Here is a 12,665-nt window from a genome sequence, read left to right as displayed (position 1 = left end):
CAACTTCCAATTTATTCATAACGAAGGGCCTGGGCCGGACGCACACGAGCGGCACGGGCGGCAGGATAGAGGGTGGCGCTAAAGCTCAGGAGCACGGCACCGAGCAGAATTACCGCCACCTGCAGGGGTTCGACGATGACCGGCAAGCCTGCCCCCCCTGCGGCCATATAGAGGTTGAGACCGATGGCGCTGAGCAGGGGGTTGAGACCCAGGGTCAGGGCCAGTCCGGCCAATCCCCCCGCCAGGGCACCGACGACCCCGCTCGAGGCGCCGAGCACCATGAAGATGTGCACCACGGCCGATTCTGTCATCCCCATGGTACGCAGGATGGCGACCTCGCTCTCTTTATCGCCGACCACCATGACCAGGGCCGAGAGGATGTTAAAGGTGGCCACGGCGATGATGAGCACCAGCATCAGCCCCATCATGCGCTTCTCCATGGCCACCGCCTGGAACAGCTCACCTCGCTCCCGGCGCCAGTCCTGCCAGGCCAGCTTCTCGGGCAGCGGCTGGCTCACCACACTATCGACGGCGAAGGCATCGTCGAGCCACAGGCGCAGACCGCCCACCTCCTCGGCGGGCAGGCGCAGCAGGCGCTTGGCATCGCTCAAATTGATCAGGGCTATCTGGTTATCCACATCGGCACCCACCCCGAAAATACCGGAGACGGTAAAGAGGCGCTGGGCGGGCACTCGGCCAAAGGGGGTATAGCGGCTCCCCTCGGTCAGCAGCAGTCGCACCTGGTCACCCAGGCTCACTCCCAGGGTTCGGGCGACCCCTTGCCCCAGCACGATGTGATAGCTGCCCGGTGTCAGGGTATCCAGAGTGCCGGTCTGCATCTGGCGATGGAGCAGGTCATCGGCGGGCCAGCGCTTCGGGTCGATCCCCTGCACGCTGACGCCGGTCAGCTCTCCCGGGCTCTGCAGCATTCCCTCGGTGGCCAGCATGGGGGCCACCGCCTGCACATGAGGCAGGGCCGACAGGGTATCGGCCAATCCCGCCGGGGGCACCAGACGCCCCTCGCTACCGGTCACGACCACCTGGGGAATAACCCCCAGGATGCGTCCCTTGAGCTGCCCTTCGAAGCCATTCATGACCGAAATCACCACCATCAGGGCGGCGACCCCGATGGCGATGCCGAAGGTAGAGAAGAGGGAGATGAAGGAGACGAAACGGTTACTGCGTCGTGACCCTGCGTATCGCAGGCCGATGGCCAGCGCAAGTGGCTGAAAAAGTCCGGTCTTCAAGGATCTGCCGTTGCCAAGAAAATAAGATACCGGATAATAATGGGAAACCGTCCATGACAACAAGGGATAGCCGCCATGCACGAAGAGTTCTTCAGTGTCGTCCACTCGCTGCCGGTCAATGTGATTCCGGTTCAGGGGGATTACCTTCCCTCCATCGCCGAGCTGGAAGCCGAGATGCCGGAGCCGTTTCGCATCGCATCGGCGATCTCGGCGATCGATCTGGGTACCAGCCGACTGATGCGAGCCCAGGGGAGCGAGCACCTGCAAGATCTTATCGAGGTGATCAACCAGCAGTCGCGCAAGATAGACCTCATCATGGGCTATGTGCTGGCGGTGCAGGATCACCCTGAGCATCGCTTCCACACCCTGCGCCTGGGTGGCGGTGAGCTGCACTATCTCTTCCCCTTCGAGGGCCACGGTGAGCCCCCCAAGAGCGGCCAGCTGGTCCGCCTCAAGATCTTCCTGCGCGAGGAGGCCTCGGCCGTCTATTGCTATGGTCGTGTCAAGGGGGTCACCAGGGGGGAGCATGGCCACCATGTGGAACTCGACTATGCCTGTATCCGTGACGAGGATCGGGAGCTGCTGGTTCGCGCCAGCCTGCATATCCAGTCCCGTCAGCTTAAACAGCGCGCCTCAGAGCGCCATCGCAATACCTGATCCAGCCCCATGACTCGACTCTCTCTACCGGCCTTGCCCCGCAAGGCCGGTCTCAAACTGACCATAGGCAACCTCACCGGTTGTGCCCTTGCCCTGACCATCGGTGAGCTGGCCCACCAGCATGACCGCCCCCTGCTGCTGGTCACCGCCGATACCCCGAGCGCCCTGCGTCTCGAACAGGAACTTGCCTTCCTGCTCGAGGGGAGCGACTGTCCCGTGCTGCTCTTCCCGGACTGGGAAACGCTGCCCTACGACACCTTCTCGCCCCACCAGGACATCCTCTCCCAGCGTCTCGAGACCCTCTATCGTCTCCCGACCATGGCACGGGGCATCATCATAGTCCCGGTGACCACCCTGATGCTGCGCTGCCCTCCTCGCAGCTATCTGGACCGCTTCAGCCTGCAGCTCAAACAGGGGCAGCGCCTCTCCCTGCAGGGGCTGCGTTCACGCCTTGCCGAGGCGGGTTACGTGGCGGTAGAGCAGGTGCTCGAGCACGGGGAGTTTGCCGCCCGCGGCTCCCTGCTCGATCTCTTCCCCATGGGGAGCCAGAGCCCCTATCGCATCGACTTCTTCGACGACGAGGTGGACTCCATCCGCCCCTTCGACCCCGAGACCCAGCGCTCACGGGAGCCCATCGAGCGGGTCAATCTGCTGCCGGCCCGGGAGTTTCCCACCGACGAGGCGGCCATCGAGCGTTTCCGTGGCCACTATCGGGAGCATTTCGAGATCTCCCGCGCCGACGGGGCCATCTATCAGGAGGTGAGCAAGGGTCGCTGGCCGGCCGGTATCGAGTACTATCTGCCGCTCTTTTTCGACGAGACGGCGCACCTGTTTGATTATCTCCCCGCCGACAGTCTGCTCATCACGGTCGGCGATACCTATGCCGCCGCCGGGCGCTTCTGGGGAGATATTCAGCAGCGTTACGAAGAGCGCCGTTGGGATCAGAGCCGACCCCTGCTCCCCCCCATGGCCCTCTATCTGCCGGTTGAGCAGCTCTTTGCCAGCCTGGGCCAGTATGGCTGGGTGGCGCTGCAGGAGGGGAGCGATACCCCCCACGATCTGGGACTGACCCGCCTGCCCGAACTCACCCTGGATCACAGCCAGGAGCAACCCCTGGCCGCCCTGCAGCACTTTTTGCAAGGCTTTGCCGGTCGCGTCCTGTTTACGGTGCCCAGTGAAGGACGGCGCGAGGCGTTAAAGGATCTGTTGGCCCGTATCGATCTCAGACCCGCCACCGTGCCCACGCTGGATCACTTCTTTGCCGGTAGCGATCCCCTCGCCATCCTGGTCTGCCCCCTCGAGGGGGGTCTGATCCTGCCGGGGGGAGAGCTTGCCATCATCACCGAGAGCGAGCTGCTCGGTGGTCGGGTGCGCAGCCAGCGCAAGCGAGAGCGCGCCAAGCAACTGAGCTCGGATGCGGTGATCCGTAACCTCGGCGAGCTCACTCAGGGTCAGAGCGTGGTGCATCTGGATCACGGTATCGGTCGTTATCTGGGACTCGAGACCCTCACCGCCGGCGGCCTGCCCACCGAATTCCTGACTCTGGAGTATGCCGGTGGCGACAAACTCTTCGTGCCGGTCACCAGCCTCCATCTCATCAGCCGCTACACGGGCTCGGACAATCCCCCCTGTCACAAGCTCGGCGGTGAGACCTGGGCTCGCGCCAAACGCAAGGCCGCCGAAAAGGTGCGCGATGTGGCGGCCGAGCTGCTCGACATCTACGCCCACCGGGCGGCACGCAGCGGCTTTGCCTTCCGCCACGACAAGGATGCCTACCGCCAGTTTGCGGCCGGCTTCCCGTTTGAGGAGACCGAGGATCAGCTCAATGCCATCAACGCCGTGCTCGGCGACATGTGCCAGGGCAAGAGCATGGACCGTCTGGTGTGTGGCGACGTGGGTTTTGGCAAGACAGAGGTGGCCATGCGCGCCGCCTTTGTGGCCGTGCACGGGGGCAAGCAGGTGGCGGTGCTGGTGCCCACCACCTTGCTCGCCCAGCAGCACTATGACAACTTCCGCGACCGCTTCGCCAACTGGCCGGTGCGGGTCGAGGTATTGAGCCGCTTTCGCTCCGCCAGGGAGCAGAGCGCCGTGCTGGCCGATCTCAAAGAGGGCAAGGTCGACATCATCATCGGCACCCACAAGCTCTTGGGCTCGGATCTCACCTTCAAGGATCTGGGCCTGCTCATCGTCGATGAGGAGCACAGGTTCGGGGTGCGCCAGAAGGAGAAAATCAAGGCCCTGCGGGCCGATGTGGACATCTTGACCCTGACCGCCACCCCGATCCCGCGCACCCTCAACATGGCCATGTCGGGGATGCGCGATCTCTCCATCATCGCCACACCACCCGCCAAGCGACTGGCCATCAAGACCTTCGTGCGCCAGCACGACCCGGCCGTGGTGCGCGAGGCGGTGCTGCGGGAGTTGAAGCGTGGCGGTCAGGTCTACTACCTGCACAACGACGTGGAGAGCATCGACAAGTGCGCCGGCGATCTGGCCGAGCTGATCCCCGAGGCCCGTATCTCGGTGGCCCACGGCCAGATGCGCGAGCGTGAGCTCGAGCGGATCATGTCGGATTTCTACCACCAGCGTTTCAACCTGCTGGTGTGCACCACTATCATAGAGACCGGCATCGACGTGCCGAGCGCCAACACCATCATCATGGACCGGGCCGATCATCTGGGGTTGGCCCAGTTGCACCAGCTGCGCGGTCGGGTCGGGCGCTCCCACCACCAGGCCTATGCCTATCTGCTCACCCCTCATCCCAAGCTGATGACCAAGGATGCGGCCAAGCGGCTCGAGGCGATCGCGTCGCTCGAAGATCTCGGTGCGGGCTTTGCCCTGGCCACCCACGATCTGGAGATCCGCGGCGCCGGTGAGCTACTCGGCGACGATCAGAGCGGTCAGATCGAGTCGGTGGGCTTCACCCTCTACATGGAGATGCTGGAGCAGGCGGTCGAGGCGCTCAAGAGTGGCAAGGAGCCCTCCCTCGACACCCTGCTCTCGGATCACACCGAGGTGGAGCTGCGCCTGCCGGCCCTGTTGCCCGACGACTACCTGCCGGACGTTAACATGCGTCTGTCCACCTACAAGCGGATCGCCAGCTGTACCTCGCAAGAGGAGCTCGATGAGCTGAAAGTGGAGCTTATCGATCGCTTCGGCCTGCTGCCCGAGGCGACCAAGACCCTGCTCGAGATCGCGGCCATGCGCCTTGGGGCAACCCGCCTCGGGATCAAGCGCCTGGAGATGAGCGAGCGCGGCGGCTATCTGGACTTTTCCGAGAAGACCACGGTCGACCCCACCTTCCTGGTGCGCCTGCTCACCGAGCAGCCACGCATCTACAAGATGGAGGGGCCGAGCCGGCTGCGCTTTAACGTGGTGACCGGCGATCGCGAGAGCCGCCTGAGGGTGGTCGGCGATCTGCTCGCCGAACTCTCCCGCCACAAGATGGCGTGAGTCGATAGCAAGAGGGCAGCCGGATGGCTGCCCTCTTGCTATCGCCAGGCGAACCCGCCCTCAAACCGCCAGGCTACGCAGCCAGGCGATCTCTTCGCCCCAGATGGTCTCGTCGATGGTCTCGAGGATGAGGGGAATGCGATCGAAGCGGGCGTCGTTCATCACATAGTGGAACACCGCCTCACCGAGATTTCCCTCGCGCAGGCTGTGGTGGCGATCGACCCGGCTGCCGAAGGTGCACTTGGCGCCGTTGATGTGCATCCCCTTAAGGTACGAAAAGCCCACCATGCGCTCGAAGTCGCCAAACACCTGCTCGCACCCCTCGGGAGTGCGCAGGTCATAGCCAGCGGCGAAGGCGTGGCAGGTGTCAAAGCAGATGCCGACCCGCGACTTGTCCTCGACGCCCTCGATGATGGCCGCCAACTGCTCGAACGACCAGCCGAGATTGGTTCCCTGGCCCGCCGTGTTCTCGATCACGGCCGTGACGCCCTGGGTCTGCTCCAGGGTCCAGTTGATGGACTCGCTCACCAGCTTGAGGCTGACCGACTCGGGTAACTTGCCGAGGTGGCTGCCGGGGTGGAAGTTGAGGTAACAGAGCCCCAGCTGCTCACAGCGGCGCATCTCGTCCAAAAAGGCATCCCGGGACTTGGCCAGTCCCTCGGGCTCGGGGTGGCCCAAATTGATGAGGTAGCTGTCGTGGGGCAGCACCTGCTCGGGCAGGAAACCGGCCCGCTCCATGCCGCGCTTGAAGGCATCGATAGACTTGGTCGTGAGCGGCGCGGCCTGCCACTGACGCTGATTCTTGGTAAAGAGGGCGAAGGCGTTGGCGCCGATGGCCTCGGCGCGGGCTAGGGTGTTCTCCACGCCGCCGGCGGCGCTGACGTGGGCTCCGATATATTTCATGATCTCTCCTTATTGCGCCGCCATTATGCCTTCCCCCCGTTCACACACCAACCGCCCCCGGGCGATAGGGCCAAACGATCCGCTCGATGATGCCCAATATGGGGAAAAACAAAGCAACACAAACAACAATGAAAACAATTATCATTTGTTGTCATAAAAAAAAGGCTCGGCTACAATGCCGGCTCTTTGCTTCGAGAAGACTCTTGTGATCCCAGCCCATACCCGCGTCAACCCGGCGGCTCCCATTCACCTGGCTTTATTAATCAATATGTTATCCATGGGTAGCATGATGATGGTGATGCCGCTTGGGCCAGACCTGGCCACGGCGCTGGGAATGCCGGCTGAGCAGACCGGTTACTTCAGTGGTGGAGCCACCCTGGGGGCCGCCCTGACAGGGCTCGTGGCCGCGCCCTGGCTGGATCGCTTCAACCGGCGCAGCGCCCTGCTGCTGCTACTGAGCCTGCGCTTCACCCTGCTGATGGCCTGCGCACTGACCTCGAGCCGTGACTGGCTGCTGCCTCTCTTTGTTCTCTCCGGCTGCGTCGCCGGCCCCCTCGGTGCCGTGGTGATGGCCGCCGTGCTGGACTTGGTCCCCCCCGCCGAACGGGGTCGCCGCCTGGCCTATGTGGCCATGGCCTTCTCCCTGGCCGCAATCTTGATCGTGCCCGTGGCCCTGACCCTGGCCCAGTGGTGGGGCTGGCAGAGCCCGTTCCTGCTGCTGGGGGGCTGCGGCCTCCTGCTCGCCCTGCTCGCGGCCCTCTGCTTTCCCTCCCTGCCGGTCAAGCAAGTTGCCGGAAATCGGATCGGTGATCTGCTCAAGGCCCCGCTCTGTCAAGGAACATTGCTGGTGCTGAGTCTGCAGATGTTTGGTCACTTCCTGCTGATCCCCCACTTTGCCGCCTATTTCCAGTTCAATCTTGCCTTCCCCCGCACCGGGATCCCGACCCTCTATCTCTGCGGCGGGCTGGCCAGCATGGCCACCATGCGCCTGTGCGGCCGCTGGATAGACAAAGGCCAGGCCCTGGCCACCAGCCTTGTCACCAGCCTGCTGCTGCTCACCCTGACCTGGGCTGGATTTGCCGCGCCGGTAGGCGTGCCGGTGATCCTGCTCTTTACCCTCTTCATGGCGCTGAGCTCGGCACGCTCGAGCACCACCCTGGCCATCACGGCGGCCATTCCGGCCCCCCATCAGCGCGCCGCCTTCCTCTCCCTGCAGGGGACGGTCACCAATGTGGCGGCCGCTCTGGGCAGCCTGCTCTCGGCCCGCTATCTGGTCTCGCAACCCGATGGCACCCTGCAAGGCTTTGCCGAGCTGGCCTGGATCAATATTGCCTGCGGCCTCATGGCCTGCAGCGGTGTCTGGCTCCTCATTCGGGGGCTGACACCCACCCAAGATAACAACAAACCCGAGTCTGGCCGTGCCAGACAAGGAAGTCAGTGAGCCATTGGCCGACTCGGCCACCCCTTTTGTTCATGGAGTTTTTGACAATGCAGCCAGCCATTTTCCGTCTCAATCCGATCCTTATCGCCTTTGGACTCGCCTCCCTGCCCGCCATGGCAGCGCAGCAAAACAGCGATGAAACCATGATTATCACCGCGACCCAGACCAAGCATACCGAGCTCTCCGCTCCGGCCAGCGTCTCTGTGATCACCCGCGCCGATCTGGATCAGATGAATGCCAACACCATAGGGGATGCCCTCAAGCACGTGACCGGGGTGAACGTGGTCGCGACCAACCCCACCGGCCGCAACGAGATCAAGATCCGCGGCATGGGAGGCGACTACACCCTGCTGCTGGTCAACGGCAAGCGGGTCAATGCCCGCGAGACGCTGGGCAGCGCCTATGGTAACGACTTCGATTTGAGCTCCATCCCCATGGCCGCCATCGAACGTATCGAGGTGATCCGTGGCCCCGTCTCCTCCCTCTATGGTGCCGATGCCCTGGGTGGCGTGGTCAACGTCATCCTGCGTCAGGCCAAAGAGACGCCCGAGGCCGCCCTCGGTTACACCCACACCATGCCGACCAAGGGTGATGGCGGCAACGGCAATCGCGGTAGCGCTTATGTATCCGGTGCTCTCATCGAGGACAAACTGCTCGGCAACCTGGTGGTGGAAGGGTACCAGCGGGATCGCTGGCACAGCGATCAATCCAATAACCCGGATGCGGATGCCCTGGAGAAGCGCGAGGTGGTCAACCTGCTCTCCAACCTGAAGTGGCTGGTGACCCCCAACCAGGACATCGACCTGGATCTTGGTTACAACAAGAACGACATGGACAGCTACTTCAACAACGTGCCGCGGGCCCCGACGGCGCCGGCCACTCCCCACAACGTTCAAAAGCTCGATCGCCTGAGCCTGGGCCTCTCCCACACGGGTCGCTGGGAGCAGTTTGACAGCCGCCTGCGCTACTACGTCGAGCAGACCGATCTGATGGACGACTCCCAGCTCAACGGGGGTGCCGCCGACATTACCCAGAGCAACAACACGGTCGACGGACAACTGAGTGGCTATCTGGGTGATCACCTGCTCACCGGCGGTGCCGAACTGCGCAAGACCGAGCTCGAGCATAGCCGTAACATCACCAGCGGCAGCGTCGATGCCAGCCAGAGCGCCATCTATCTGCAAGATGAGTTCGCCCTGGGCGATCTGGCCCTGACCCTGAGCGGTCGCCTCGACCATCACGACACCTATGGCACCGAGTTCAGCCCCCGAGCCTATGCCCTCTACAGCCTGAACGATCAGTGGGTGATCAAGGGGGGCGCCGGCAAGGCGTTCAAGGCACCGACCCTGGCCCAGTCCAGTGAAGGCTTTGCCACCACCGCCTGTCGTGGCGCCTGCAAGGTGGTGGGCAACCCCAACCTCAAGCCCGAGACGGCCGTCAGCTATGAACTGGGTACCGCCTATGAGGCGGATCGCTTCGGTGCCGGTGTCACCGCCTTCCACAACGAGATCGAGGATCTGATCCAGAGCGATCAGTGGGGCCCGGGCTACCGCCCCTCCGTGATGACCTACCTCAACGTGAAGAAGGCCCGCATCAAGGGCCTGGAGCTCAACGGCTGGTTTGATCCCGTCGAGAGTGTCAAGGTCAGCACCAACTGGACCCTGCTCGACTCCGAGGATCGCAGCACGGGTCAGGATCTCATCAAGACTCCGGACTACACAGGCAACCTCATCCTGGCGTGGCAGGCGAGCGATGTGGTCAGCACCCAGCTGGCCTGGCAGTACGTGGGTAGCCAGTACATCAAGGTGCCCATGCGCAACGCCCAGTCCTTCAAGTCCGACAGCTATCAGACGGTGGACGTCAACACCAACTGGAAGGTCACCAAGGCGCTGGACTTCAAACTCGGCATCACCAACCTGACCAACACCAAGCGGGATCAGGTGGCCACCGATGCGGACTTCATCCTGGAAGGCCGTACCGTCTACGCCGGCATCGACTACAAGCTGTAACCCCGAGGGCCCGGGCAACCGGGCCCCTCTCTTGCTATCGACAAATGAAGGAGTCTTCGGGTGCTTAGCCATCACGCTCGCCTGCTCTGGCTGGGACTGGCGCTCGCTCTGCTGCTCTGTGGCCTCTCCCTGGCCACCGGTGCCGGCCTCTATGGTCCCCGTGAGGTCGCCGGCTATCTGCTGGGAGACCCTCTCTTCGTGGCCGACGAGAAGCTGGCCATGATCATCGACACCCTGCGCCTGCCGCGGACCCTCAGCGCCCTGGTGGTGGGGCTGTGCCTCGCGCTGGCCGCCTCTTTGCTACAAAGCGCCACCCGCAACCCCCTGGCCGAGCCCGGCCTGCTCGGGGTCAATGCCGGTGCCGTTCTCGCGCTGGTCATCGGCCTCACCTGGTTTGGGGTCGAATCAGCCTATGGCTACCTGCTCTGGTCCGGCATGGGGGCCCTCGCGGGCAACCTGATTGTGTTGGGTCTGGGCCTCATGGTGGGTCGCGCCCACCCCCTCAAGCTTATTCTGGTCGGGGTGGCCCTCTCGGCCACCTTCGGCGGCCTCTCCAACTATCTGCTGCTCTCCAGCAAGGTCGTGCTGGAGCAGTTTCGCTTCTGGAATCTGGGCTCGCTCAGCGCCTCGACCCTGGAGGGGGTGCTCACCGTCGCCCCCTTCGCTCTCGCCGCCTTGCTGCTGACCCTGCTATTGTGCCGGCCCCTCACCCTGATGCAGATGGGGGATGGCCAGGCCCAGGCACTGGGCATACGGCCAACCCGGGTACGCCTTGGGGTGCTGCTGGCCACCACCCTCTTCACCGCCTGCGCCATCGCCATCGCCGGACCCATCGGCTTTATCGGTTTTCTGGCCGCCTACTGTGCACGCCGGGCGGCGCCGGTGCACCTGGCGCTGCAGATCCGCTTCTCGGCCCTGTTCGGCGTGCTGTTTCTGCTCTCGGCCGACATTCTGGCGCGCTGGCTTGTTCAACCCTTCGAGCTGCCGAGTGGGGTGATCCTGGCCCTTATCGGCGCCCCCGTGCTCATCCTGGTGGTGCGCAGCGGCGGCTTTCGCTCCATGATGACAGTGAAATAAGGGCGCACTCATGCACACCGTTTCCCCTGCCGGCACCCTGCGGCTGCGCCTTGGCACCGGCTCACTCCTGCTCAACCGCCGCGCCTGGCTTGTCACCCTCGGCCTCTTGCTGCTGCTCGTCCTGCTCTGCGCCCTGGCACTGAGCCTGGGCTCGGGGCGACTCACCATGGGAGGGGTCGTTCAGACCCTGCTGGGTCAGGGTAGCCGCCTCGATGAGATCACCGTCTTCAAGATCCGCCTGCCGCGCATCCTGGCGGTGCTGGTGGCAGGCATGGCGATGGGGCTCTCCGGCTGCCTGGTGCAGACCCTGGTGCGCAACCGTCTCGCCACCCCGGACATGATCGGGGTCAACGAGGGGGCGTCGCTGGCCATCATCATCTTCTCTCTCTACCTCACCCTGGGCAGCTGGCCCTGGTGGGCCGCCCCCCTCGGCGCCCTGTTTGCCGCCCTGGTGCTCTATGCCCTGTGCAACAAGCCGGGGGAGCAGGCTTATCTGTTTGTGGTGATCGGCATCGGTGTCTCCGAGCTGATGAACGCCCTGGGCGAATTTATCATGTCCACCCAGCCCCTGGTGCACCTCACCAGCCTCTATCTGTGGAACATGGGGAGCTTCGTGGGGCAGGGCTATAGCACAGTAGTGCCGGTGGCCCTGCTGATCCTCATCTTCTGTCCCTGGATCCTTGCCCTCTCCCGGGATCTGGCGGTGCTGCGCCTTGGCCCCGTCACGGCCCGAAGCCTGGGGGTGCGGGTGAACCGGGTCCAGCTGGCCGTGCTGGTGCAAGCCATCATGGTGGCGGCGCTCGGCACCGCCATCGGGGGCCCTGTGGTCTTCATCGCCATGGCGGCCCCCATTCTCGCCTCCTGGCTGACCCGCGATCGCGTGGTTCCCCTCTGGATTGCCGCCCTGTGTGGCGCCCTGCTGCTGCTCGCCAGCGACACCCTGGTGCGGGTGCTGGCCGACCCCCATGAGGTCGCCACCGGCATCATGACCCGTATTCTCGGCGGCCTGCTGCTGCTGATCACCTTGCTTAAAGACCGACAAGGGGCCGACTGATGACCCTCTCCGCGACTCACCTTCACTTTGGTTATGAGAAGACCCCCCTGTTCCGCGATCTCTCCTTCACCCTGCCCCGGGGCAAGCTGGTGGGGGTGGTCGGCCCCAACGGAGGAGGGAAATCCACCCTGCTCAAACTGCTGGCCGGCCAGATCCGTCCCGATGCCGGAGAGGTGACCCTCAAGGGTAAATCCCTGGCCCACTACGGCAGCAAGGCCCTGGCCAGGGAGCTCGCCTACCTGCCCCAACGCCCCCTGGTGCCCGCCGGTATCGAGGTGGAGCAGCTGGTGCAATATGGCCGCCACCCCCACCAGGGGTGGTTCAATCAATGGAGCGAGGAGGATGCGCGCAGGGTACGCTGGGCCTGCAATCAGATGCAGCTGGCGCCCATCTTGCGCCAGAGCGTCGCCTCCCTCTCCGGCGGCCAGGCCCAGCGGGTATGGCTCGCCATGGTATTGGCGCAGAATGCAGATCTCATCTTGCTCGACGAGCCCACCAGCGCCCTGGACATCGGCCATCAGACCGAGGTGATGGAGGCGATCGCCCGGATCACCGCCGAGGGCAAGACGGTGCTCATCGTCATTCACGATCTGGCCACCGCCGCCCGCTACTGCGACGAGTTGATTGCTCTGGGGGGCGGGACGATTCAGGCCATGGGCCCCGCCCGTGAGGTGATCACCAAGGGCCTTGTCGACCGCCTCTACCAAACCGATGTGGATATACTGCATGCCCCGGGAGACGGCGCCCCCGTCATAGTGCCGCGCCGCCGGGATGCATCCCCCCGGCGTCAGGCCGGGTAATAAGACACCGCCGTGATGGCGGTT

General features: G+C 64.1%; 9 protein-coding genes. 7 read left to right on the top strand and 2 right to left on the bottom strand.

Annotated features, from left to right (window positions below; all coding sequences use genetic code 11):
- Positions 1-11: 11 nt before the first annotated feature.
- On the bottom strand, positions 12-1,247 hold the full coding sequence (locus BN1133_RS16905; RefSeq protein ID WP_050667628.1) for a lipoprotein-releasing ABC transporter permease subunit: 1,236 nt from the start codon (positions 1,245-1,247) through the stop codon (positions 12-14).
- A gap of 75 nt (positions 1,248-1,322) precedes the next feature.
- Here BN1133_RS16905 and BN1133_RS16900 point away from each other — a divergent pair, with 75 nt between their 5' ends.
- On the top strand, positions 1,323-1,904 hold the full coding sequence (locus tag BN1133_RS16900) for a hypothetical protein (RefSeq protein WP_050667627.1): 582 nt from the start codon (positions 1,323-1,325) through the stop codon (positions 1,902-1,904).
- A 9-nt stretch (positions 1,905-1,913) separates the two neighbouring features.
- Positions 1,914-5,357: a transcription-repair coupling factor gene (gene mfd, locus BN1133_RS16895; RefSeq protein WP_050667626.1), complete on the top strand. Its 3,444-nt coding sequence runs from the start codon at positions 1,914-1,916 to the stop codon at positions 5,355-5,357.
- Positions 5,358-5,417: 60 nt separating this feature from the next.
- On the opposite strand, the gene nfo is transcribed toward mfd, so the two are convergent.
- Positions 5,418-6,260, bottom strand: a complete 843-nt coding sequence (gene nfo, locus BN1133_RS16890) for a deoxyribonuclease IV (protein ID WP_050667625.1) — start codon at positions 6,258-6,260, stop codon at positions 5,418-5,420.
- A 175-nt stretch (positions 6,261-6,435) separates the two neighbouring features.
- On the opposite strand from nfo, the gene BN1133_RS16885 reads away from it, so the two are divergent.
- Genes BN1133_RS16885 through BN1133_RS16865 form a run of 5 tightly spaced genes read left to right on the top strand, consistent with a single transcriptional unit; the run spans position 6,436 to position 12,641 of the window.
- Positions 6,436-7,701, top strand: a complete 1,266-nt coding sequence (locus BN1133_RS16885; RefSeq protein WP_157432355.1) for an MFS transporter — start codon at positions 6,436-6,438, stop codon at positions 7,699-7,701.
- Positions 7,702-7,748: 47 nt separating this feature from the next.
- Positions 7,749-9,710, top strand: a complete 1,962-nt coding sequence (locus tag BN1133_RS16880; protein ID WP_269429897.1) for a siderophore amonabactin TonB-dependent receptor — start codon at positions 7,749-7,751, stop codon at positions 9,708-9,710.
- Positions 9,711-9,770: 60 nt separating this feature from the next.
- The gene (locus BN1133_RS16875; RefSeq protein WP_050667624.1) at positions 9,771-10,787 is read left to right on the top strand and encodes a FecCD family ABC transporter permease; all 1,017 of its coding nucleotides are present in this window, start codon (positions 9,771-9,773) and stop codon (positions 10,785-10,787) included.
- A gap of 10 nt (positions 10,788-10,797) precedes the next feature.
- Complete coding sequence (locus BN1133_RS16870; RefSeq protein ID WP_050667623.1) at positions 10,798-11,841, top strand: FecCD family ABC transporter permease; 1,044 nt, start codon at positions 10,798-10,800, stop codon at positions 11,839-11,841.
- Positions 11,841-12,641, top strand: coding sequence for an ABC transporter ATP-binding protein (locus tag BN1133_RS16865; protein WP_050667622.1), 801 nt, complete (start codon positions 11,841-11,843; stop codon positions 12,639-12,641). The genes BN1133_RS16870 and BN1133_RS16865 overlap by 1 nt, the downstream gene beginning before the upstream one ends.
- Positions 12,642-12,665: the final 24 nt, after the last annotated feature.

The sequence above is a fragment of the Aeromonas schubertii genome (assembly GCF_000820105.1).
GTDB lineage: Bacteria > Pseudomonadota > Gammaproteobacteria > Enterobacterales > Aeromonadaceae > Aeromonas > Aeromonas schubertii.
This window is presented reverse-complemented; position numbering and strand designations above follow the sequence as displayed.